Origin of the sequence: Streptomyces sp. NPDC055243 (assembly GCF_044544025.1) — a bacterium.
Lineage (GTDB): Bacteria > Actinomycetota > Actinomycetes > Streptomycetales > Streptomycetaceae > Streptomyces.
In genome coordinates this window covers 221933-242828 of the sequence record NZ_JBITWR010000013.1, presented here as the reverse complement: position 1 = coordinate 242828, position 20896 = coordinate 221933, and the positions used below count along the sequence as shown (strand labels likewise).

Here is a 20896-nt window from a genome sequence, read left to right as displayed (position 1 = left end):
CGAGCTGTTCGGTCTGGCGCGCGAGCTCAACATCGACGCCGAGGGCATCGACATGGGCCCCTCGCCGACGGACGCGGCCCTGGCCGCCGACCTGGTGCTGCCGATCGAGGACCTGGACCTGACCGTCCGCTCGTACAACTGCCTCAAGCGCGAGGGCATCCACTCCGTGGGCGAGCTCGTGGCCCGCTCCGAGGCGGACCTGCTCGACATCCGCAACTTCGGTGCGAAGTCGATCGACGAGATCAAGGCGAAGCTGCACGGCATGGGCCTCACGCTCAGGGACAGCCCGCCCGGGTTCGACCCCATCGCCGCGGTCGACACCTTCGCCGCGACGGACGACGCGGACGCCGCGGACGCCGGTTTCGTCGAGACCGAGCAGTACTGATTCCTGCTCCAGGTCGCGCGGAGGCCCCGGGAGCCACTCCCGGCCTCCGCGCCGACCAGGCGCACGTCGGTGACATCTCAGAGGCGTGCCTCTGAAGCGGGCCGCTCCAGCTTTTTGCTGGGGCGGCCTTTTTCTGCTGGAGCGGCCCTTTTGCTGGGGCTGACGGCGCTCCAGGGCTGACGAGGCTGCCCGGGTCGTCGCCGTCACTGAGTACGCGTACGCATGTGGCGCGGACCGCGCTGCTGTCGGGTCATGTGTATGACACAGGACGCACCGAGCGATCGCGCTCGGCGAGCTTGGATCGGCCCGCTGCTCTCCACCCTGCTCACCCCCCCACGGCCTTCTTCGCCTTGGTGGGCGCCGCCCTCTCCCCCATGTCCTGCGACTCCTGCACTCAGGCGCAGGCGGCCCGCTTCAGCCCCATCTTCGACACCGCGTTCACCGTCTTCCTCTACGGTCTCGTCATTCCCGCGGTGCTGCTGCTCGCCGCGTGGTCCCTGCCGCGACGCCGACGCCACGCCGCCCGCCGCACGCTCCTGGCGACGCTCGCTCCCCTCTCCGTACTCGCCCTGTATCCGCCGTTCACCCGTCTCGTCGACTGGCCGTGACCGGCCTCGGGCCGCTTCAACCGCCGAGTGTCGCCGTCAGGCGGTCCAGGTCCGCCAGCAGCGCCGCGAGGCGTTTCGGGGGGATGGCGTCGGTCATCTGCCGGTCGATCGTGTAGACGGCCGTGCGTGCCGCCGCGAGGTGGCGGTGGCCCTCCTCGGTGAGGTGGGCGGGGAGGGCGCGGCCGTGGTCGGTGGTGGTCGCGCGGATGATCAGGCCGGCGTCCTGCAGTCCGCGCAGGACGACGTTCATGGACTGCCGGGTGACGAAGGTGCCGCGGGCCAGCTCGGCGTTGGACAGCCCGGGTTGCTGGTCGAGGAGTTCGAGGCAGGCGTACTGCGGCACGGTCAGTCCGTGCTCGCGCAGGGCCTTGTCCATCGCACCGCGCAGGGCGGCCGCGGCGCCCTTGAGGCGGTAACCCAGTCGCTCCGTCACGTCGGGGACCGGCTCGGTCACGTCGAGGACCGGCTCCGTCATGTCGAGGACCGGCTCCGTCATGTCGGGGACCGGGATCGGGTCGGGGGTTGTCCCATCACTCATGTCAGTAGTTTGACATAGGTGAGCGCACACACCTACCTTCCCTTATGTCAAAGTCCTGACATCGAGCATGTTTGAGGAGCCCCCATGACCACCGCCGTTTCCGTCACCGGGCCCGACTTCATCGCACTCCAGGTGCGTGACGTCGACACGGCCGCCGCCTTCTTCGAGACACAGCTCGGCCTGCGCCGGGCCCCGGCCTCACCCCCTGGCGCCGTGGTGTTCAGCACCGAGCCGGTACCGTTCGCCGTCCGCGAGCCCCTGCCCGGCGTGGACCTCGACAGCGTGGAGCGCCCCGGCCTCGGCGTCGCCCTGTGGTTCCGGACCAACGACGCCCAGGCTCTCCACGACCGCCTCCAGGCCGCCGGGACGCCCATCGTCACAGCCCCGCAGGACGGCCCGTTCGGCCGGATGTTCACCTTCCGCGGCCCCGAGGGCTACGCCATCACCGCACACGGCAGCTGACCGGGCACGCCTTCGCCTTCACCCGCGGGGGGCCTCCCCCGGCCCGCCCCGCCATGGGCGGGCCGGAGCAGCCACGCTCTCCGCAAGACCGCACCCTTGCGCCGGACGCCGCCCGTGTAGTCGGCTGATCCGCATGGGGAAGAAGAGCATGGCCACACTGACCGCCGCCCTTGTCGCGGGGTCCCTTCTGACGGGCGTACCGCATGCCGGTGCGCAGGACGCAAGGCAGGGCACCGACAGCTCGTCGCCGCCGACCGGGTCATCTCTCGTACCCGGAGTCGACCTGGACACCGCCACGATTCCGGAGTTGCAGGCGCGCATGGCGCACGGTTCGCTGACCTCGGCGAAGCTGACCCGGGCCTACTTACGGCGCATCGAGAACGTCGATCCCAGGATTCACTCGGTGCTGCGCACCAGCCCGACGGCCCTGCGCCAGGCGGACGCGAGCGACGCCAGGCACCGGCATGGCAAGACCCTCGGGCCGCTGGACGGCATCCCCGTTCTGCTCAAGGACAACGTGAACACCCGCGACATGCCGACGACGGCCGGGTCACTCGCACTCGCCGGGAGCCCGCCCGCCACCGATGCCGCGCTGGTGACCCGGCTGCGCAAGGCGGGCGCTGTGATCCTGGGCAAGACCAACCTGTCCGAGTGGGCCAACTTCCGCGCGGCCAAGCCGACATCGGGCTGGTCGGCGGTGGGCGGGCAGACCAACAACCCCTATGTCCTGGACCGGAACCCGTGCGGTTCCTCCTCCGGCTCGGCCGCCGCGCTCGCCGCGTCGTTGTCGCAGGTGGCGATCGGCACCGAGACGGACGGCTCCATCGTGTGCCCGGCCGGGATGAACGGCGTCGTCGGCCACAAGCCCAGCCTCGGCCTGGTCAGCCAGTCGGGCGTGGTGCCGATCTCCGCCGAGCAGGACACGGCCGGGCCCATGGCACGCAACGTGATCGACACCGCGCTCACGCTCTCGGTGCTGAGCGGGGGCGAGAGTTCGCGTGGCCGCCCGGCCGAGGACGCGGCGCCCGAACAGCGAACAAGCCTTCGCGGCAAGCGGATCGGACTGTGGCGCCTGCCCTCGCTGGGACCGGAGGTGGACGCGGTGATGACCCGTACGGCGAAGAAGCTGCGCAAGGCCGGAGCCGTGGTCGTCGAGGTGACACCCCCGTACCAGGCGCGGCTCGCCGAGCTCGAGTTCCCGGCGCTGCTCAGCGAGTTCCACCGGGACATCGACGCCTACCTCGGCACGCGCGAAGGGCCCCGCGACCTCGCCGAGCTGATCGAGTTCAACCGCGGCCGTCCCGAGGAGCAGGCCTGTTTCGCCGGCCAGGAGCTGTTCGAGCAGGCACTGGCCGCGCCGCCCACCACCGACCCCAAGTACCGTGCCATGCGCGCCGAGTTGAAGGACCTCTCGCGGCGCTCCCTCGACGAGACCATGGCCGCCCACCACTTGGACGCCATCGCCGCGCCCACGAACCCGCCCGCCTGGACGACCGACTGCGCGCGCGGCGACAACGACGTCATCCCGTCCTCCACACCGGCGGCCGTCGCCGGCTATCCGTCCCTCTCGGTGCCCGCCGGGTCCGTGGACGAACTGCCGGTCGGGCTGCTCCTGATGGCCGGTGACCACCAGGACGCCGAGCTTCTGTCGCTGGGGGCCGCGGTGGAGCACCGGCTGAAGGCCTGGCGAGCACCGCGCTACCTGCCGACGGCCGAATCCGGCGCCCGGCGGTGAGCACGGGGTCCGGTCCGCGGACAGCGGCAGCCAGGGCCAACCAGGCTCAGGTCACCATGCGTTGACGACCGGCGCACCCGGCTCGTGCTGCCCCCAGGCCTCGCTGAGGCGCACGAGCCGGTCCGCCGCGGCGATACCGCACAGGGAGGCGACCTTGCCGTCGCTGACCTCGAACACCACGGCGCCCACGACCCGGCCTTCGACCACGGCGAGGACGGCCGGGGAGCCGTTGACCGGCGCGACATGGAGCGCGGGCGAGCCGCCGGCCAGCCGTCGCTTGGCGGGCGTGGGCCTGAAGCCGGCCCGCACGAGGGAGGCGATGCGCTCGCGCGTGTCGTACCGCAGCAGCCGCCTGGCCAGTCCTGCGCCGTCCGAGACCGCGGTCGCGTCGGCCGTGAGCATCGCCACCAGCCGTTCGGTGCGCCCCGACGTGGCGGCGGCGAGGAACTCCTCGACGACGCGGCGCGCGGAGGCGGGGTCGGCCTCGCCTCCACGGCGGCGCTCGGCGGCGACCCGGATCCGGGCCCGGTGCACATGCTGCTGGCTGGCGGACTCGGTGATGTCGAGGATCGCGGCGATCTCGGCATGGCTGTACGAGAAGGCCTCACGCAGGACGTAGACGGCCCGCTCGACCGGCGCGAGGCGCTCCAACAGAGTCAGTACGGCCAAGGACACCGATTCGCGCTGCTCGAAGGTGTCGGCGGGGCCGAGCATCGGGTCGCCCTCCAGGAGCGGCTCGGGCAACCAGGCTCCGGCCGCTCGCTCGTGGCGCGCCTGCGCCGAGCGCAGCCGGTCGAGGCAGAGGTGGGTGACGACCTTGGTCAGCCACGCTTCCGGCACCTCCACCCGTGCGCGGTCCGCGGCCTGCCAGCGCAGGAACGTGTCCTGCACGGCGTCCTCGGCGTCGGCGGCCGAGCCGAGCAGACGGTACGCGAGCGAGGCCAGCCGACCCCGGCTGGCCTCGAACCGATCGAGGGCTGCGCTGTCCATGCGGAGCAGCCTATGCGGCGACCCTGACACCGGTCCGGTCGGGTGCGGTGACCAGGCGGCGCCTGCGCTTCGGCATGCCGAACGTCGGGTGGGCGATGCCGAAACCGGCCCCCTTGAGCACGCCCGCCTTGAGCCGCGCGGCCGTCCTGCCGCCCAGGTACCAGGACTTCGACCGGGCGCCCCCGTCCACCATCTGGAAGATGGCGTCCCGCCGCCCGAGGCTGATGTGGTTGCCGTAGTACTTCAGCCCGACGGTCGGGATCTCGCCGCCCGTCAGGCGCGCGATGATCGCGGCGGTCGCCTGCATGTTGGTGAAGCCGGCCGATGCGCAGGACATCGGCAGCGGCCTGCCGTTCTCGCCGATCGCGTAGGCGCAGTCACCGGCGGCGTAGACGTCCGGGTGCGAGACCGAGCGCATGGTGCGGTCGACGACGATCTGGCCGCTCTCGGCGACCTCAAGGCCGCTCGCGGCCGCGATGGGGTGCACGGCGAACCCGGCCGACCACACGGTCACGTCGGCCGGGATCGACCTGCCGTCGGCGGCGACCGCCCGCGTCGGCTCGACGGCTTCGATGCCGGTGTGCTCGTGGACGGTGACGCCGAGCCGGTCGAAGGCCTGACGCAGGTGGCGGCGGGCCTTCGGCGAGAGCCAGGCGCCCAGCTCGCCGCGGGCGGCGAGCGCGACCGAGAGGTCGGGCCGGGACTCGGCGAACTCGGTGGCGGTCTCGATGCCGGTAAGCCCCTCACCGACGACCAGTACGGTGGCGCCCTCGCCCAGGCCTGCCAGGCGCTCGCGCAGCCGCAGCGCCGAGGACCGGCCGGTCACGTCGAAGGCGTACTCGGCCACTCCGGGGACGCCCTGGTGGGCCACGGAGCTGCCGAGCGCGTAGAGAAGGGTGTCGTACGCGAGCTCGCCGTCGCCGTCATCGCCGGTCACCGCGACGCTCCTGCGCTCGGGGTCGACGCCGGTGACGCGCGCAAGGCGCAGCCGCACCCCGGTGCCCGCGAAGACGTCGGCCAGCTTGCGGAAGGCGACGTCCTGGCCGCTCGCGAGCTGGTGCAGCCTCATCCGCTCGACGAAGTCGGGCACGGCGTTGACGACCGTGATCTCGGTGTCGGCGGGAGAGAGCCTGCGGGCCAGGTTTCCGGCGGCGAAGGCCCCGGCGTATCCGGCGCCGAGTACGACGATGCGGTGCTTCATGGCGTTGCTCCTGTCTCGTTCGTGTGCCGCTTGAACGAGACAGCGCCCCGATTGCTGACAGGAGCGGGGTGTGACGCCGGTCACCACATCCCGCGTGCTGACGTGTCGGGGCGCGTCGAAGGGGCGTCGAGGCTACGCGTCAGCGCGGAGCGAGGATGTCGAACTCGTTGCCCTCCGGGTCGACGAGGCACGTCCACGGCGCGTCGCCCTGGCCGAGGTCGATGTCGGCGGCCCCCAGAGCCCGGGCCCGGGCCGCCTCCGCGATTCGGTCGTCGCCGGGGTAGGGGCGCAGGTCGAGGTGGACGCGGTTCTTGACGGTCTTCGTGTCGGGTGTGCGCTGGAGCTTGAGATAGGGGCCGACGCCCTTGGCGGAGCGCAGCGTCGCGTGGTCGTCGGTGACCTCGTGCAGGGTCCAGTCCGTCGCCGCGTCCCAGAATCGGGCCATGGCCCGCGGGTCGGCGCAGTCGGCCACGACCGCGCCGATCGGCCCGGCGTCGCGGTAGATCTCCCGGGGCTCCGCCACACAGAACTCGTTGCCCTCCGGGTCGGCCAGGACCGTCCACGGGACGTCGCCCTGGCCCACGTCGACGGGCGTCGCGCCGAGGTCCTTCAGGCGCGCGACCAACTCCGCCTGATGGGCCGGGGAGGTGGTGGCGAGGTCGATGTGCACGCGGTTCTTGACCGTCTTGGGTTCCGGGACGGTGATGACGTCGATGACGACGGCGGAGGGATCGGGATAGGAGAAGCCCTCCGGTTCGAGGTTGGTCACGATGCCGGGTACCTCGACGGAGGCGCTCCAGCCGAGCGCGTCGGCCCAGAACCGGCCGAGCGAGGAGTCGTCCCGAGCATTCATCGCAATCTGAACAAGCCGCATCGTCATGCCGGTGATCCTATGCACACCGACCTGCGGCGTCATACGCATTTACCGCCGCCGACCAGGCGATCGACCCGCTCCCCGACCGCCGCGCTCAGATCGCCGGCCGCCGCACTCAGCGCGCCGACCGCCGCGCTCAGATCGCCGACCGAAGAGCGGGCACGACCCCAACTGACGCGTCCATGCGGCTAATTGAGAGCACTGCGATTCTGCAGCCGCTTCACGTTGTCGCCGAAGGTCCACCCCTTCGAGCCGTCCCAGTTGATGGACCAGGTCATCAGGCCCTTCAGCGCGCCGTTGTAGTGGTTCCACGCCTGCGTCACCAGGCTCGGGGCCATGTAGCCGCCGCCCGCGCCGGGTTGTGCGGGCAGGCCAGGGACCTGCTTGTCGTAGGGGACCTTGATCGTGGTGCCCTGGACGACTAGACCCTTGTTCAGGCAGTCCGTCTGCGCGACGAATCCCTGGACGGTTCCGGCGGAGTAGGAGTCGCCGGAGCAGCCGTACATGCTGCCGTTGTAGTACTGCATGTTCAGCCACCAGAGGCGGCCGTTGTCCGCGTACTTCTTCACGATGGGGAGGTACGCGCCCCAGATCGAGCCGTACGCCACGCTGCCTCCGGTGACGTAGGCCGTCTCGGGGGCCATCGTCAGGCCGAAGTTGGCGGGCATCCGGGCGAGGACGCCGTCGATGATGCGGACGAGATTGGCCTGCGAGGCGGAGAGCTGGTTGATGTTGCCGCTGCCCACGAGGCCGGTCTCGATGTCGATGTCGATGCCGTCGAAGTTGTACTTCTTCAGGATCGGCACCACGGTCTCGACGAAGCGGTCGGCGACGGTGCTCGAACTGAGGTCGATGCCCGCCGTCGCGCCGCCGATCGACATCAGGATGGTGGCGCCGTCTGCCTTGGCCTGGCACATCTCGGCCGGTGTGGCGACCTTGACCGTCGAGTCCATGCCGTCCTCCCACAGGACGGTGCCGTCGGAACGGATGACGGGGAACGCCGCGTTGATCACGTTGTAGCCGTGGCCGCGCATGCGGGTGTCGGTGATCGGAGTCCAACCGAACGGCGGGTGGACGCCGTTGGCGGCCCCGTCCCAGTTCTCCCAGTAGCCCTGCAGTACCTTCCCCGCGGGCTTCGACTTGACCGCGCACGTTTCGGCCCGGGCGTCCTGAGTGCCCTGTGCCTGTGCGGCTCGGGTGATGTCCTGGTGCTCCTGCGGCGCCGTGCCACGGTTGGGCGCGGCGCCTACGAGCAGCGGTACGGCGAAGGCCATCGCGAGGCCGACCGCGAGGAGGCGGGACGGCGCGCGGCGCGGGACGAGGGCATGGGGAGAGGTTCGGGATGACACGCTTACCTCCTGGACTGTGGTGCCTGGAGACGTAAGTGGTGCGACGGGCCACACCGTAAAGAGGTCCAGACCTTCCGTCAATAGGTCTGGACCAGAGCGATCGAGTAGGAGGCCTCACCCGCCATGGACATTCTCGACTCCCGCGATCCGCTGGCCATTTCAGTGACCGCGGCGATCCGGAAGGGCGACGTCCCCGCTCTGCGTCAGCTTCTGGCCGACCACTCGAAGCTGGCCACCAGCCGCATCAGCCAGGACGGTCCCGCCGCGGGCCGACGGAGCCTGCTGCACATCGCCACCGACTGGCCCGGCCATCACCCCCACGCCGAGGCGGTCATCACCACCCTGATCGCGGCGGGCGCCGATCCCGACGCCCGCTTCGTCGGCGCCCACACCGAGACGCCGCTGCACTGGGCCGCCAGCAACGACGACGTCACCGCGCTGGACGCCCTCATCGCCGCGGGCGCCGACATCGAGGCCTCCGGCGCCGTCATCGGCGGCGGCACCCCGCTGGCCGACGCGCGGGGCTTCGGTCAGTGGCGGGCGGCCCGCAGGCTACTGGAACACGGGGCCCGGGCGGACCTGCAGGACGCGGCCACGCTCGGCCTGCTCGACCAGGTCGAGGCCTTCCTCGCCGCCCCGGACTCCCCCACCGTGTCCGCGATCACCAGCGCCTTCTGGGGCGCCTGCCACGGCGGTCATCTCCCCACCGCGCAACGCCTGTTGCGGCAGGGAGCCGACGTGAACTGGATCGGCTTCGACGACATGACGCCCCTGGACATCGCCCGCGCGCAGGACGCCGACGACATGGTCCAGTGGCTGCTCACCCAAGGCGCCAAGGCACGCGCGGACTTCGGCTGAGACCGGGGCACATGTGAGACCGGGTCACGCACGAGCCAGGGTCACGCGTGAGACCGGGTCACGCACGAGCCGGGCCACGCGTGAGACCGGGTCACGTGGTGTGGGCGGCGTCTCAGCCCGCGAAAGCACCGTCGGCCTTGAACGCCAGCTCGGCGAAGCGTTCGCCCATGCGGCGGTGGGTGGCGGCGTCAGGGTGGAGCTGGTCGGGCAGCGGCAGCTCGGCGGCGTCGGCCTTCCCGTACAGGTCGCGGCCGTCGAGGTAGTGGAGGTTGGGGTCCTCGGCCGCCCGCTGCTCCACGATCCGGGCCAGCTCGTCCCGGATGACGCCGAGTGTCAGCTTCCCGCTCGCGGTCTCCTCCGGTTCGCCCATGGCGACGAAACTCAGCCGCCCCTCGCCGAAGGCGGAGAAGTCCGGCGCGCTGGGGCCGGGCGTGTCCTCGTGGATGGGGCACAGAATGGGCGAGACGACCAGCAGCGGCGTGCTGGGGTGACCTTCGCGAATGGTGTCGAGAAAGCCGTGCACGGCGGGGCCGAAGGCGCGCAGGCGCATCACGTCGGCGTTGACCACGTTGATGCCGATCTTGACGCTGATCAGGTCGGCGGGGGTGTCCCGCAGGGCGCGCGCGGTGAACGGGTCGAGCAGGGCGCTGCCGGCCAGGCCGAGGTTGATCAGTTCCACACCGCCCAGGGAGGCGGCGAGTGCGGGCCAGATGCCGGTGGGGCTCGCGGCGTCGGAGCCATGGCTGATCGAACTGCCGTGGTGCAGCCACACCTTGCGGCCCTGGTCCGGCACGGGCTCGACGGGCGCGTCGGTGCGCAGCGCGACGAGCTCGGTGGTCTCGTTGTGCGGCAGCCAGATCTCGATGTCCTTGGTGCCCTCCGGCAGTTCGGTGAAGCGGAGGCTGCCGACCGGGCCCGACCGGGTCTCGGTGGAACCGGTGGTCATGTCGACGGTCAGGGTGTTGCCGCCACTCACGGCCGCCTGACCGGCCGGGCGGCCGTCGACGAGCAGGTCGTACAGGCCGTCCGGCCGGGGCGGGGCGCCCACGTAGACGCGCTTGGTGGGCAGCGTGTCCAGTTCGACGGCGGTGGCCCGGGTGCGGAACACCAGGCGTACGCCGGAGGGCTGGGCCTCCGCCATGGCCAGCTGCCCGTCGGTGCACTGGGCACGGGCCCGCGCGGGCAGCCGGTGCGGCAGAACGCCGTGCGCGGTCTGCTCCAGGTCGAGGGCGCCGCGCAGGAGGTCCGCGGTGATGGGAGTGGTGATCCAGTCGTGCTCGGTGTCCATGGTCTCCGCCTGCTGATCAAGGTTTCTGGGTGGTCGGGAGGCACCGATGCGTCGGTACGTCGCACCTGCCACGGGAGCCGGCCCGCGGGCCCGTGCCGGGGCCCGTGCCGGGGCGCGGCCCACGGCGTCACGGAGCGGGCCAGTTCCGCAACAGGGCGTCGAGGGCGTCCAGGATGCGTGACCACGATTCCTGCGAGCCGGGTTGGCTGTGGCTGAAGCCGCCCGCCATTTCCAGGCTGACGTAGCCGTGGAAGACGCTGCCCAGCATCCGGACCGCGTGGGTCTGGTCGGGCTCCGACAGGTCGTAGCCGCGCAGGATCGCCCGGGTCATCGTCGAGTGCCTGCCTCCGGCACTGGCGGCCGCCGCCTCCGGGTCGAGCCTGAACTGAGCCGCGGCATAGCGCCCGGGGTGCTCCCGGGCGTAGTCGCGGTAGACGTCGGCGAACGCGGTCAGGGCGTCCTTACCGGCCCGCCCGGCCAGGGCCGCCGCGCCCCGGTCGGCGAGTTCCTCCAGGGAGAGGAGGGCGATCCTCGTCTTGAGGTCCTGGGAGCTCTTCAGGTGCGAGTAGAGGCTCGCGACCTTGACGTCGAACCGTCTGGCCAGAGCCGAGACGGTCACCTGCTCGAAGCCGACCTCGTCGGCCAGCTCCGCCCCGGCCCGGGCCAGGCGCTCCGTGGTCAGTCCCGCGCGAACCATGCCCTTCCTCTCCTTCGACCCAACCGATTATGCAATTGCCTAAAGCTTTTAGGCAAACCAGTTAGCCATGAAGGGAGACAGCTGCACCATCACACCGTCTTGACCGTGCCTCCGTCGATCACGTAGTCCGCACCGGTGACGTTGCCCGCCACGCCCGAGAGCAGGAACACGATCAGTGACGCCACCTCCTGCGGCTCGGTGATCCGCCCACTGGTGATGTTGAACGCCTCCGGGATCCGCTCGAGGAACGCCCCGTGCTCGACCCCCGCACCGGCCGCGAGCTTGCCGCCGAAGCCGTCGGGGTCCTCCCAGATGGCGGTGCGCACCACGCCGGGCGAGACGGTGTTGACCCGCACGCCCCGCGGCCCGAACTCCTCGGCCAGCGACTTGCCCAGCGAGGTGAGTGCCGACTTGGCCGCGCTGTAGGCGACGGGACCGGCCGCGGGCAGGCGGGAGTTGATGGACGAGACGTTCACGATCGCACCGCGTCGCTCGATGAGACTGGGCAGCGCCGCGCGACTTGTGCGCACCGCGCTCAGCAGGTTGAGGTCGAAGACGCCCTGCCACTGCGCGTCGTCGGTGTCGAGGAAGCCGACCGGCTCCACCGCTTCACCGGCGCCGACATTGTTCACCAGCAGGTCGATGCCGCCCAGCTCGGCGAAGGCACCGTCCATGAGCACGGCCACGCCCTCCGGGGTGCTGAGGTCGGCCGAGACGGCGAAGGCGCCCGCCTCCTTGAGTTCGGGGGTGATGGTGCGGGCCGCGCCAACGACGCGCACACCCTCGTCGATCAGCGTCCTGACGGTGGCCAGGCCGATCCCGCGGCTGGCACCGGTGACGACGGCGGTCTTTCCGTTGAGGTCGAGCTTCATGCTGTTCCAGCTCCTTCGGACGAAAGTTTCTTTACCTACAGGTACAAAACATGGGTACACGTCAGCAGCCAAGGACCCACTGAACTCCGTACGCAGAACTGCCCGAACCCGGCGGACCGGCGGACCGGCGGACCGGCGGACCGGCGAGAACCGTCAGAGAGAGTCGACCGTCGCCTCGATCACCCGGGAAAGACGCTCCGGCCCTTCCACGACCCGCGCCATCAACCGCAGACCGACGACCGTGGTCAGCAGCAGGCTCCCGACGGCGCGGGCGTCACGGGCCGGGGAGATCTCCCCGGCCCGCTGCCCCTTCTCCACCAGTACGGAGAAGGCCTCCTCGGTGCGGTCGAACATGCGCCGGACCAGGTCGGCCGCCACCTCGTCCGTCCCGGCCAGCTCCGCCGCGGTGTTCACCGCCATGCAGCCGCGCCGGTCCGGGTCGGCGAGGTCCATTTCGACGAGCAGCCACAGCGCCGCGCGCAACCGCTCCTTCACGGGCCCCGACTCCTCGAGCATCTCGATGAGAGCCGCGGCCTGACTGTCGCGGTAGCGGCGCAGCGCCCGCTCGAACAGAGCGTGCTTGCTGCCGAAGGTGTTGTAGAGACTGCCCTTGCCGATGCCGAGCGCGTCGACGAGGTCCTGGGGCGTGGTGGCGGCATACCCCTTGCGCCAGAACACGTCCATGGCCCGCTCGACGGCGGCGTCCGGATCGAACTGCTTCGGCCTTCCCATGAACAGAGACTAGGCCGTTCTTGACCCTCAGGTCAAGAACTCTGCTCAGGCGGCGCGACGCACCCGTGCGGCCTTGCGGGCCTCCGCCATCTCGCGGGATTCGGCAGTCCGGCGGGAGCCGCCGCCGGAGCGGCCGGGCTGCCCCGGACGCGTACCCATCCCCCGGAAGGGGGCGCCGCCGCGCTTGGGACGCTCGGTGCTGGGCGCGCTGCCGCCGATCGGCACTCCGGAGGGCGCCTTCGCACCGGTGATGCGGCTCAACGCGGCCTCGCCGGAGCGGACTTGGGTGATCTGCGGCCGAATACCGGCGGCGGACATCAGGCGGCTCATGTCGCGGCGCTGGCCCGGCGTGACCAGGGTGACGACGCTGCCGGACTCACCGGCGCGGGCCGTACGGCCGCCGCGGTGCAGGTAGTCCTTGTGGTCGCTGGGCGGGTCGACGTTCACGACCAGGTCGAGGTTGTCGACGTGGATGCCGCGGGCCGCGACGTTCGTGGCGACCAGGACCGTCACGGCGCCGGTCTTGAACTGGGCCAGGGTGCGGGTGCGCTGCGGCTGGGACTTGCCGCCGTGCAGCGCCGCGGCGCGTACGCCGCTGCCCATCAGGTGCTTGGTGAACTGGTCGACGGCGTGCTTGGTGTCCAGGAACATGATCACCCGGCCGTCGCGGGCCGCGATCTCGGTGGCGGTCGCCATCTTGTCGGCGCCGTGCACGTGCAGTTCGTGGTGCTCCATCGTGGTGACCGCGCCCTTGGAGGGGTCGACGGAGTGGACCACGGGGTCGTGGAGGTAGCTGCGCACCAGCAGGTCGACGTTGCGGTCGAGCGTGGCCGAGAACAGCATCCGCTGGCCGTCGGGGCGCACCTGGTCGAGCAGTTCGGTGACCTGGGGCATGAAGCCCATGTCGGCCATCTGGTCGGCCTCGTCCAGGACGGTGATGCTCACCCGGTCCAGGCGGCAGTCCTTGCGCTCGATGAGGTCCTTGAGGCGACCGGGCGTCGCGACCAGCACCTCGGCACCGGACCGCAGCGCGCCGGCCTGCCGGCCGATGGACATGCCGCCGACCACGGTGGCCAGCTTGAGCTTCAGGGCACGGGCGTAGGGAGTGAGCGCCTCGGTGACCTGCTGGGCGAGCTCCCGGGTGGGTACGAGGACCAGGGCGAGGGGCCGCTTCGACTCGGCGCGCTGACCTGCGGTGCGCACGAGGAGCGGGAGCCCGAAGGCGAGGGTCTTGCCGGAGCCGGTGCGGCCGCGGCCCAGTACGTCCCGGCCCGCGAGGGCGTTCGGCAGCGTGGCCGCCTGGATCGGGAACGGCTCGGTCACGCCGAGATCGGTGAGCGTCTTCAGCAGCTGGGCCGGCATGTCGAGCTCGGCGAAGGTCTCCGCCGCCGGGAGACCCGGGGTGACGGTGACCGGCAGGGCGAACTCACCCTGCGGGGCAGCGGGACGACGCCCCTGGCCGCCGGAGCGATTACCGGGACGGGGGCCACCCTGACGGGTGCTACCACCGCGGGAGCCGCCGCCGTTGCGGGGATTGGAATAGCGGTCGTTCGGGCGAGCTGAACGGTTCACGGAGAACCTTCCTCGATATGGCACGCATCGAGGAATTCTCGGTGGATTTCAACCGAACGAATTGCAAGCACGAGCCGAATAAAAGACAAACTTCTGTAAACAGCAACGAGCTGGTGCCCGCACCGAGAGGTGCGGGCACCAGCGTCGTCTTACGCTTCAGCGTCAGGCAGGAACGATGTTCTCGGCCTGCGGGCCCTTCTGGCCCTGAGTGACATCGAAGTTCACCTTCTGGCCTTCCTGAAGCTCACGGAAGCCCTGGGTGGCGATGTTCGAGTAGTGGGCGAAGACGTCGGGGCCGCCACCCTCCTGCTCGATGAAGCCGAAGCCCTTTTCCGAGTTGAACCACTTCACGGTGCCAGTAGCCATACTAAATATCTCCTTCGGGGCAAGCCCGGGACCCGCACTGTGCGGACCCCGGCGTCGCCACGTTGATTGCCCCGTCCGGAAAACTTCTTCCGGAAATACAAAAGTGCCCGGCGGAATTGTCCACCAAAGGCACTTGAAGTCTTATGGGAACCACAACTGCAACTACGATCAACAGTAGCACGAGATGGCCTTCACGGCACGAGCAACCTCGACATATGTCGCCCGACCGGCCGCCGGACCGCGCCACATTGCGGAAATTTACGGGCCTCCCAGGAGGGGCCCGCGGCCTCGACGGGAGTGAACGCGGGCCCCGTACCGCCGCAGGAGCGGCTCAGCCGGGTCGGCCCAGGCCGGCCGCATCGCCGACGCCGGGTCACACGTGTGCGCATCCGACGACAAGTGGACGCCGGGGACCTCCGCCGGCCGCCGAGCAGAGGGGGCAGCTCCCCCGCGACGCCCTCCACTCCCCTCCGCCACCCCTCCCTTCCCTTACGGACACCGCTGTTGTCACGTGTAAATACTGGACAGTTCAATACTGAAACGCACATTCCATTGCAATCTCGTTATGCATTGACTCCTTGACGCCGGGAACCCTCCGGGGTTGGCTTTCAGCCACCTCGGACCACGACGAAGCGGTCCGATCGAGGAAGTGGGCGAATGAGAACCCGTACGCGTGAAGCCGCCGTCGTCGTATCCGTGAGCGCCTTGGCACTCTCGCTTGCCGCATGCGGCAGCCTGCTGGGCTCCGACGACGACGGAAAACAGACCGAGAGGAAGGGTGACGAGGTCACCGTCGGTCTGCTCCTGCCCGAGGCGGAGACGGCTCGCTACGAGAAGTTCGACCACCCCATCATCGAGAAGCAGGTCAAGAAGCTCACCAACGGCAAGGGCAAGCTCGTCTACGCCAACGCCGACGAGGACGCCGCCAAGCAGAGCAGCCAGCTGGACCAGATGGTCGCCGACAAGGTCGACGTGATCCTGGTGAGCGCGGTGGACGCGAAGAAGATCGCGCCCTCGGTCAAGAAGGCGAAGGAAGCGGACATCCCCGTCATCGCCTACGACCGGCTCGCCGAGGGACCCGTCTCCGGGTACGTGGCCTTCGACAACGAACTGGTCGGCCAGGTGCAGGGCCAGGCCATCCTGAAGGCGCTCAGCAGCGAGAACCGCCGGAACAGCAAGATCGTCATGATCAACGGTTCGCCGACCGACCCGAACGCGCCCGTCTTCAAGGAAGGCGCACTCTCCCAGCTCAAGAACCAGGTGGAGATCGCCAAGTCGTACGACACCGTGGGCTGGAAGCCGAAGACGGCCGGCGTCCACATGTCCGAGGCCATCACCGAGCTGGGCAAGGACAACATCGCCGCCGTCTACTCCGCCAACGACGGCATGGCGGGCGGGGTCATCAAGGCCCTCAAGGCCGCGGGCCTCACCGACCTGCCGCCGGTCACCGGGCAGGACGCGGAACTGCCGGCCGTGCAGCGCGTCGTCACGGGCGAGCAGTACATGACCGTCTACAAGCCCTACCCCGAAGAGGCCGTCGGCGCCGCGCAGATGGCGGTCCGGATCGCCCAGGGCCGCATGGTCGAGTACGACGCCCTGGCCGGGGACAGGTCCGAGAACGCCACCACGAAGAACATCCCCTCCCTTCTTGTCTCGGTGCGCCCCCTGACGCGGGACACCATCAAGTCCACGGTCATCGAGGACGGCATCTACAAGGTCAAGGAGATCTGCACGCCCGAGCTCAAGGCGGCGTGCGCGACGGTGGGCCTCAAGGGCTGAGGGCCCGGAAGCCGATGGGCGGCGCGCCCGGTGCTCAGTTCCAGTAGTCGCGCCGGGGCAGCTCGAGCCATATGTCGGGCGGGCCGGTGACGGCGCGGGCGTCGGTCGGTCGCAGGCCGACGTAGGCGCAGGAGTAGGCGACGGCGTTGTGGCGGTAGAGGTAGGAGGCGAGGACTTCCCCGGCGGAGTCCTCCGCGTCGGGTCCGCCTCCGGGGTGCAGGTCCCCGCCTTCCATGACGCCGTCGCGGGCGAGGCTGCCCTGGTTGCCGCTCTTGGGGTTGGCATAGAGGCCGTAGCAGACGGTGCCCGCGGAGAGCAGGGTCAGCACCCCGGGCATCTCCGGTGCGTAGCCCCAGGGCTGGGTGAGGACGCAGCCGCCCGGCACGTCGGTGGCGCCGATGACCGGCAGGAACTCGTCCATGTCGTACGACCAGGGGTCCGCCACGAAGGTGTCCAGCTCGGGGTCTTCGTAGGGCTCGGCGCCCAGTCGGCGCGCGGCCTCGGCCACGTCGATCCCGGCCACGCACGCCAGGCCCGTGCCGTCGACGTCGAGGTCGCCAAGGGCCGCGGTCAGCCGTCTGCCCTCCGTCGCGGCAGCGGACTCCGCCGGGGTCAGGCCGCGCTCGCCGGAGGGAACCCTGAAGAGGTCCGGGGTCGGCCCCGCCAGGCTGAGCCGGCCCGGGGACCAGCCCGCCAGCATGGGCCGCCACGGGTCGGCCCCGGCCGCGGCCAAAACACGGGCGTTGTACGCGCGGTCGGACAGGACCGCGGCCCACAGAGCGGTACAGCCCTCCTCCTCCGCGTCGACGTCGTCGACGCGGCGGGCCAGTTCGGCGACCACCTCGGGTGAACCGGAGACGGCCGCCCGGTGCAAGGGGCGGCCGGCGCCCCACCCGTGCGGGTCGGCCCCGCGCTCGAGCCGCTCACGCACCAGCGCGAGATCCCGCCAGCCGTCCCAGCCGAGACCCGCCCAGCCGCCCCCCTCGACAACAGCCATGCCACTCCCCCTCGTACTCACTGATACAAGTCACTGAACGCTACAGACGGCCACTGACAATCTCCTCCGACGCCTGCCGGGGAACGCGGGCGCCCGGGCAGGTGTGGCTGACCATGTCGGCGAAGGCTTTGGCCAGGGGCGACAGCGCGTCCCAGCGGCGCACCGCCCAGCCGGTCCACAGGGTGGGCAGTTCCGGGATGGGGATCAGGCGCAGGTCGGGGTGGCCGGGACCGCGCCAGCCCGGCAGGTCGGGGACGATCGCATGGCCCAGGCCGAGTTCGGCGAGCAGCAGGGCGGTGTCCCAGTCGGCGACGCTGGTGTCGGAGGCCGGGCTGATGCCGCGCTCGGTGAACCAGGCGTCCAGGCGCGCGCGGGAGGTCGTGCTCTCCGGAAGCCCGATGAGCTGGATTCCGGCCAGGTCGTCCGTGGTGATCAGCGGCTTCGTCGCGAGGGCGTCGTCGCGGTGGACGGCAAGCACCCAGGGAAGTTCGATGACGGGGCGTTGCTCGATGCCCTTCACCGGTGCGCCGAGGCTGATCCAGGCCAGGTCGAGGCCGCCCGCGATGAGGGCATCGAAGCAGCTGCGGCTGGAGTGCGCGGTCTGGAATTCGAGGCTCACCCGGGGATGGCGCCGGCGGAAGGCCACGATCGCGTCGGACATGAAGTGCCGCACCGTGGTGGCGCCGGTGGTGATCCGCACCGCCCCGGCCTCACCCCGCACCAGGTCTCCCAGCCGGCGCAGGGCGTGGTCGATGTCGCCGAGTCCGCCTGCCGCCGCGTTCTGCAGGAGCAGTCCGGCCGGGGTGGGCACGACGCCGCGCGGGTGGCGTTCGAGCAGGCTGAGCCCCAGCTCCCGCTCCAGGCGCTTGATGTGCTGGCTGACCGCGGGCTGCGTACAGGAAAGGTCGCGGGCGACGGCGCTGAGGCTGCCCGTTCGGCAGACGGCGACGAAGACACGCAGGTCGTCGAGGGTCATGGAGAGTGAAGCTACAGCTTGGGGGTTTGCAAGGAAATCCGAGGATTGACTTGGGTGTTGGGCGGGCGGGACGATCTTCCCGGGCCCAGGGCGGCAACCCGGCCCGGCACGCACACCATCCGGAGGGTGCGCGTGCCGGGCCGGGTGCCGACCCGTCGGCTCCGCACCAGACGCTTCCGTCCCGGGCCGCGCTCCGGTACGCCGACCGTCCCGGGAAGGGCGATCCATGCACGCACTCGAGACAGTGGCCATCGCGGCCGCGGCCGTCGCGGCCGGCGGCATCAACGCGGTGGTCGGCTCCGGCACCCTGATCACCTTCCCCACGCTGCTCGCCTTCGGATACCCGCCCGTCCTCGCCAACGTCTCCAACACCGTCGGACTCGTCCCGGGCGTCATCAGCGCGGCGTACGGATATCGCGCCGAGCTCAAGGGGCAGCGGTCCCGCCTCGTCAAGCTGGGCTTCGCCTCGCTCCTGGGCGCCGTCATAGGAGCGGTGCTGCTCCTGAAGCTGCCCGCCGACACGTTCCGGGCCGCGGTGCCGGTGCTGATCCTGATCGCCTGCGTACTGGTGCTCCTTCAGCCCCGGCTGCAGAAGTGGCTCGCGCGGCGCGACAGCCCCGGCCGTGCGGACGGCGGTGTTCCGCTGTGGAGCGGTGTCCTGGTCACCGGCGTCTACGGCGGGTACTTCGGCGCGGCCCAAGGGGTGCTCCTCATGGGCCTGTTCGGGTCGTTCCTCCGTGACGACCTGCAGCGCCTGAACGCCGTCAAGAACGTCCTGGCGTCCATCGTGAACGGCGTAGCCGCGGTCATCTTCATCGCGGTGACGACCGTCGACTGGACGGTGGTCGGTGTGATCGCCGTCGGCTCGACGCTGGGCGGTCTGCTCGGCGCGCGCGTGGGCCGCCGCCTTTCACCCGCCGTGCTGCGCGGGCTGATTGTGGTCGTCGGGGTGACGGCGGCGATCGCCGTGGCCGTGTGAGCGGGACGTGGCCGTGTGACCAGGACGTGGCCGCATCAGCGTCGGGACGCCCCGGCGAGACGCACGTCACCCTCTGCGCTGTCGATTCGCGCCGAGCCGACCCGTGTAGGAGGTGTATCCGCCACCAACGGCTAGGAGTGCACCATGGAAGCCCGCTTGAACCTCTTCGGCAGCCCGCTCGCGGCCAAGTCCCTGAAGCACATCGCCTCGGCGAGCAGGGTGATCATCTCGGAGTCGACGCTGCCGACCGCCACCCAGGACCTGGTGATGCTCCGCGCGAGCCAGATCAACGGCTGCGGTTTCTGCACCGACATGCACACCAAGGACGCCGCACACGCCGGTGAGACCTCCGTGCGCCTCAGCCTGGTCGCCGCCTGGCGCGAGGCGAAGGTCTTCACCGACGCCGAGCGCGCCGCCCTGGAGCTGGCCGAGCAGGGCACCCGTATCGCCGACGCGGCCTGCGGTGTCACCGACGACGTCTGGGCGAACGCCGCCAAGCACTACGACGAGGAGCAGCTCGCCGCCCTGGTGTCGCTGATCGCCCTCATCAACGCCGCCAACCGCCTCAGTGTCATCGTCCGGCAGCCCGCCGGGGACTATCAGCCCGCGGGGGCCTAGGCCGCCCGGCTCTGGCGCCGGTATCCGCCAGGCGCCAGGCCGTACTCCCGTTTGAAGGCCTTGGCGAAGGCGAACTCCGAGCCGTATCCGGTCCGGGCGGCCACGGTGGTCAGCGGGGCGTCGGACTCGCGCAGCATGCGGGCGGCGGTCGTCATGCGCCAGCGGGTGAGATAGGCCATCGGCGGTTCGCCGACCAGTGCGGCGAACCGCCGGGCGAACGCGGCGCGGGACAGACCGGCCCGCTCCGCCAGCGACTCGACCGTCCACGACGCCGCGGGGTCGTCGTGCATGGCCGTCAGGGCGGGCGCGACCGCCGCGTCGCCCAGGGCCGCGGCCCAGCCCTGCGCGGCGGCCGGGGGCTGGTCGTCCAGCCAGGCCCGCAGGATGTAGAGGAGCAGCGAGTCGATCAGGGTGGGCACGATGCCGTCCGATCCGACGCGGGGGTTCTCCAGCTCGGAGCCGAGGAGTTGGACGGCCGCGCTGAGCTCCGGATGGCGCCCGTGCCGCGTCGGCAGGTGGATCACCTCGGGCAGCTGGCGCACCAAGGGGTGCGGTCGGCCCTGGTCCAGGTGGTAGTTGCCGCACAGCAGGCTGGTCTCGGCGCCCTCGCCGCCGAGCGTGACCGAGCCGATCGGTGAACCCCCTTGGTACTGCTGGGCCTTGAGCTCCGCGGCCGGGGTGGAGGGGTGGTCGGCGAGGATGTGGCCCCGCCCGTCGCGCAGGAAGATCACGTCGCCGGGGTTCAGCGGGATCGGCTTGAGGCGGGGCGGCGCGTCGGGCAGCGGGACCAGCCAGCAGGTCCCGTACAGCACCACGTGGAACCCGGCGCCCGCGACCGGCGGCAGCCGCAGGCCCCAGGGGGCGCGGCCGTTGGTCCGTACGGACGCCGGGTGCCCGGTGCGCATCGAGGCCAGCGCCTCGGTGAGGATGTCCATCGGGCCTCGCCCTTCCTGGTGCCGCGTGCCGCGGGTGCCGTGTGCCGCCGGTGCCGGATGCCGCAGGTGCCACGTGCCGCCGGTG

22 protein-coding genes are annotated in these 20896 nt (G+C 70.9%); 8 read left to right on the top strand and 14 right to left on the bottom strand.

Annotation, left to right across the window (positions count from 1 at the left end; genetic code table 11):
* Together ACIGXX_RS32650 and ACIGXX_RS32645 are read left to right on the top strand one after the other, a co-directional pair.
* Positions 1 to 385 (top strand): DNA-directed RNA polymerase subunit alpha C-terminal domain-containing protein (locus tag ACIGXX_RS32650; RefSeq protein WP_384311775.1); only part of this gene is annotated, 385 nt, incomplete at its 5' end.
* A 374-nt stretch (positions 386 to 759) separates the two neighbouring features.
* Positions 760 to 993, top strand: a complete 234-nt coding sequence (locus ACIGXX_RS32645; protein WP_399981035.1) for a hypothetical protein — start codon at positions 760 to 762, stop codon at positions 991 to 993.
* Between the two features lie 16 nt (positions 994 to 1009).
* Here ACIGXX_RS32645 and ACIGXX_RS32640 read toward each other — a convergent pair whose 3' ends face one another.
* On the bottom strand, positions 1010 to 1468 hold the full coding sequence (locus ACIGXX_RS32640) for a MarR family transcriptional regulator (RefSeq protein ID WP_351164495.1): 459 nt from the start codon (positions 1466 to 1468) through the stop codon (positions 1010 to 1012).
* 147 nt (positions 1469 to 1615) lie between these two features.
* Between ACIGXX_RS32640 and ACIGXX_RS32635 the strand changes: the two genes are divergently transcribed.
* Together ACIGXX_RS32635 and ACIGXX_RS32630 are read left to right on the top strand one after the other, a co-directional pair.
* On the top strand, positions 1616 to 1993 hold the full coding sequence (locus ACIGXX_RS32635) for a VOC family protein (protein WP_399981031.1): 378 nt from the start codon (positions 1616 to 1618) through the stop codon (positions 1991 to 1993).
* A gap of 148 nt (positions 1994 to 2141) precedes the next feature.
* On the top strand, positions 2142 to 3728 hold the full coding sequence (locus ACIGXX_RS32630; protein ID WP_399981028.1) for an amidase: 1587 nt from the start codon (positions 2142 to 2144) through the stop codon (positions 3726 to 3728).
* A gap of 51 nt (positions 3729 to 3779) precedes the next feature.
* On the opposite strand, the gene ACIGXX_RS32625 is transcribed toward ACIGXX_RS32630, so the two are convergent.
* The 4 genes from ACIGXX_RS32625 to ACIGXX_RS32610 form a co-directional block, all read right to left on the bottom strand.
* Positions 3780 to 4718, bottom strand: a complete 939-nt coding sequence (locus ACIGXX_RS32625) for a sigma-70 family RNA polymerase sigma factor (RefSeq protein ID WP_399981024.1) — start codon at positions 4716 to 4718, stop codon at positions 3780 to 3782.
* Between the two features lie 10 nt (positions 4719 to 4728).
* Positions 4729 to 5919 (bottom strand): FAD-dependent oxidoreductase, encoded by a 1191-nt coding sequence (locus ACIGXX_RS32620; protein WP_366464886.1) that lies wholly within the window; start codon positions 5917 to 5919, stop codon positions 4729 to 4731.
* A gap of 139 nt (positions 5920 to 6058) precedes the next feature.
* A complete protein-coding gene (locus ACIGXX_RS32615) occupies positions 6059 to 6799 on the bottom strand; it encodes a VOC family protein (protein WP_399981021.1) in 741 nt (246 codons plus the stop codon).
* Positions 6800 to 6981: 182 nt separating this feature from the next.
* Positions 6982 to 8067 (bottom strand): chitinase, encoded by a 1086-nt coding sequence (locus tag ACIGXX_RS32610; protein WP_351164493.1) that lies wholly within the window; start codon positions 8065 to 8067, stop codon positions 6982 to 6984.
* Between the two features lie 198 nt (positions 8068 to 8265).
* Between ACIGXX_RS32610 and ACIGXX_RS32605 the strand changes: the two genes are divergently transcribed.
* Positions 8266 to 9000 (top strand): ankyrin repeat domain-containing protein, encoded by a 735-nt coding sequence (locus tag ACIGXX_RS32605; protein ID WP_399981018.1) that lies wholly within the window; start codon positions 8266 to 8268, stop codon positions 8998 to 9000.
* A 112-nt stretch (positions 9001 to 9112) separates the two neighbouring features.
* Here the strand turns inward: ACIGXX_RS32605 and ACIGXX_RS32600 are convergent, their stop codons facing one another.
* The 6 genes from ACIGXX_RS32600 to ACIGXX_RS32575 all read right to left on the bottom strand — a co-directional run bounded on the left by ACIGXX_RS32600 (position 9113) and on the right by ACIGXX_RS32575 (position 14527).
* On the bottom strand, positions 9113 to 10288 hold the full coding sequence (locus ACIGXX_RS32600; protein WP_366464882.1) for a GDSL-type esterase/lipase family protein: 1176 nt from the start codon (positions 10286 to 10288) through the stop codon (positions 9113 to 9115).
* Between the two features lie 127 nt (positions 10289 to 10415).
* A complete protein-coding gene (locus ACIGXX_RS32595; RefSeq protein WP_366464881.1) occupies positions 10416 to 10985 on the bottom strand; it encodes a WHG domain-containing protein in 570 nt (189 codons plus the stop codon).
* Between the two features lie 89 nt (positions 10986 to 11074).
* Positions 11075 to 11857: an oxidoreductase gene (locus ACIGXX_RS32590; protein ID WP_399981013.1), complete on the bottom strand. Its 783-nt coding sequence runs from the start codon at positions 11855 to 11857 to the stop codon at positions 11075 to 11077.
* Positions 11858 to 12010: 153 nt separating this feature from the next.
* Positions 12011 to 12589 (bottom strand): TetR/AcrR family transcriptional regulator, encoded by a 579-nt coding sequence (locus ACIGXX_RS32585; RefSeq protein WP_351164442.1) that lies wholly within the window; start codon positions 12587 to 12589, stop codon positions 12011 to 12013.
* 45 nt (positions 12590 to 12634) lie between these two features.
* A complete protein-coding gene (locus tag ACIGXX_RS32580) occupies positions 12635 to 14161 on the bottom strand; it encodes a DEAD/DEAH box helicase (RefSeq protein ID WP_351164441.1) in 1527 nt (508 codons plus the stop codon).
* A gap of 162 nt (positions 14162 to 14323) precedes the next feature.
* On the bottom strand, positions 14324 to 14527 hold the full coding sequence (locus ACIGXX_RS32575; RefSeq protein WP_100598391.1) for a cold-shock protein: 204 nt from the start codon (positions 14525 to 14527) through the stop codon (positions 14324 to 14326).
* 657 nt (positions 14528 to 15184) lie between these two features.
* Here ACIGXX_RS32575 and ACIGXX_RS32570 point away from each other — a divergent pair.
* Positions 15185 to 16306 carry a substrate-binding domain-containing protein gene (locus ACIGXX_RS32570; protein WP_351164440.1) on the top strand — a complete coding sequence of 374 codons (1122 nt, stop codon included), beginning with the start codon at positions 15185 to 15187 and terminating at the stop codon, positions 16304 to 16306.
* Positions 16307 to 16340: 34 nt separating this feature from the next.
* Here the strand turns inward: ACIGXX_RS32570 and ACIGXX_RS32565 are convergent, their stop codons facing one another.
* Both ACIGXX_RS32565 and ACIGXX_RS32560 read right to left on the bottom strand, forming a co-directional pair.
* Entirely contained in the window at positions 16341 to 17303 is a 963-nt protein-coding gene (locus ACIGXX_RS32565) for an ankyrin repeat domain-containing protein (RefSeq protein ID WP_399981008.1), read from the bottom strand.
* A gap of 40 nt (positions 17304 to 17343) precedes the next feature.
* Positions 17344 to 18279 (bottom strand): LysR family transcriptional regulator, encoded by a 936-nt coding sequence (locus ACIGXX_RS32560; RefSeq protein WP_399981004.1) that lies wholly within the window; start codon positions 18277 to 18279, stop codon positions 17344 to 17346.
* Between the two features lie 226 nt (positions 18280 to 18505).
* On the opposite strand from ACIGXX_RS32560, the gene ACIGXX_RS32555 reads away from it, so the two are divergent.
* Entirely contained in the window at positions 18506 to 19258 is a 753-nt protein-coding gene (locus tag ACIGXX_RS32555) for a sulfite exporter TauE/SafE family protein (RefSeq protein WP_399981000.1), read from the top strand.
* 144 nt (positions 19259 to 19402) lie between these two features.
* Complete coding sequence (locus tag ACIGXX_RS32550) at positions 19403 to 19876, top strand: carboxymuconolactone decarboxylase family protein (protein ID WP_361470994.1); 474 nt, start codon at positions 19403 to 19405, stop codon at positions 19874 to 19876.
* On the opposite strand, the gene ACIGXX_RS32545 is transcribed toward ACIGXX_RS32550, so the two are convergent.
* Positions 19873 to 20811 carry an AraC family transcriptional regulator gene (locus tag ACIGXX_RS32545; RefSeq protein WP_351164435.1) on the bottom strand — a complete coding sequence of 313 codons (939 nt, stop codon included), beginning with the start codon at positions 20809 to 20811 and terminating at the stop codon, positions 19873 to 19875. The two genes, ACIGXX_RS32550 and ACIGXX_RS32545, sit on opposite strands and share 4 nt — an antisense overlap.
* Positions 20812 to 20896 lie beyond the last annotated feature (85 nt).

What these genes read in the sequence shown, in the direction of transcription:
- ACIGXX_RS32620 (WP_366464886.1), bottom strand. Translation starts at nt 5,919, where the DNA reads ATGAAGCACCGCATCGTCGTACTCGGCGCCGGATACGCCGGGGCCTTC.
- ACIGXX_RS32595 (WP_366464881.1), bottom strand. Translation starts at nt 10,985, where the DNA reads ATGGTTCGCGCGGGACTGACCACGGAGCGCCTGGCCCGGGCCGGGGCG.
- ACIGXX_RS32630 (WP_399981028.1), top strand. Translation starts at nt 2,142, where the DNA reads ATGGCCACACTGACCGCCGCCCTTGTCGCGGGGTCCCTTCTGACGGGC.
- ACIGXX_RS32570 (WP_351164440.1), top strand. Translation starts at nt 15,185, where the DNA reads ATGAGAACCCGTACGCGTGAAGCCGCCGTCGTCGTATCCGTGAGCGCC.
- ACIGXX_RS32600 (WP_366464882.1), bottom strand. Translation starts at nt 10,288, where the DNA reads ATGGACACCGAGCACGACTGGATCACCACTCCCATCACCGCGGACCTC.
- ACIGXX_RS32560 (WP_399981004.1), bottom strand. Translation starts at nt 18,279, where the DNA reads ATGACCCTCGACGACCTGCGTGTCTTCGTCGCCGTCTGCCGAACGGGC.
- ACIGXX_RS32555 (WP_399981000.1), top strand. Translation starts at nt 18,506, where the DNA reads ATGCACGCACTCGAGACAGTGGCCATCGCGGCCGCGGCCGTCGCGGCC.
- ACIGXX_RS32615 (WP_399981021.1), bottom strand. Translation starts at nt 6,799, where the DNA reads ATGACGATGCGGCTTGTTCAGATTGCGATGAATGCTCGGGACGACTCC.
- ACIGXX_RS32575 (WP_100598391.1), bottom strand. Translation starts at nt 14,527, where the DNA reads ATGGCTACTGGCACCGTGAAGTGGTTCAACTCGGAAAAGGGCTTCGGC.
- ACIGXX_RS32585 (WP_351164442.1), bottom strand. Translation starts at nt 12,589, where the DNA reads ATGGGAAGGCCGAAGCAGTTCGATCCGGACGCCGCCGTCGAGCGGGCC.
- ACIGXX_RS32610 (WP_351164493.1), bottom strand. Translation starts at nt 8,067, where the DNA reads ATGGCCTTCGCCGTACCGCTGCTCGTAGGCGCCGCGCCCAACCGTGGC.
- ACIGXX_RS32635 (WP_399981031.1), top strand. Translation starts at nt 1,616, where the DNA reads ATGACCACCGCCGTTTCCGTCACCGGGCCCGACTTCATCGCACTCCAG.
- ACIGXX_RS32565 (WP_399981008.1), bottom strand. Translation starts at nt 17,303, where the DNA reads ATGGCTGTTGTCGAGGGGGGCGGCTGGGCGGGTCTCGGCTGGGACGGC.
- ACIGXX_RS32625 (WP_399981024.1), bottom strand. Translation starts at nt 4,718, where the DNA reads ATGGACAGCGCAGCCCTCGATCGGTTCGAGGCCAGCCGGGGTCGGCTG.
- ACIGXX_RS32590 (WP_399981013.1), bottom strand. Translation starts at nt 11,857, where the DNA reads ATGAAGCTCGACCTCAACGGAAAGACCGCCGTCGTCACCGGTGCCAGC.
- ACIGXX_RS32645 (WP_399981035.1), top strand. Translation starts at nt 760, where the DNA reads ATGTCCTGCGACTCCTGCACTCAGGCGCAGGCGGCCCGCTTCAGCCCC.
- ACIGXX_RS32545 (WP_351164435.1), bottom strand. Translation starts at nt 20,811, where the DNA reads ATGGACATCCTCACCGAGGCGCTGGCCTCGATGCGCACCGGGCACCCG.
- ACIGXX_RS32550 (WP_361470994.1), top strand. Translation starts at nt 19,403, where the DNA reads ATGGAAGCCCGCTTGAACCTCTTCGGCAGCCCGCTCGCGGCCAAGTCC.
- ACIGXX_RS32640 (WP_351164495.1), bottom strand. Translation starts at nt 1,468, where the DNA reads ATGACGGAGCCGGTCCTCGACGTGACCGAGCCGGTCCCCGACGTGACG.
- ACIGXX_RS32605 (WP_399981018.1), top strand. Translation starts at nt 8,266, where the DNA reads ATGGACATTCTCGACTCCCGCGATCCGCTGGCCATTTCAGTGACCGCG.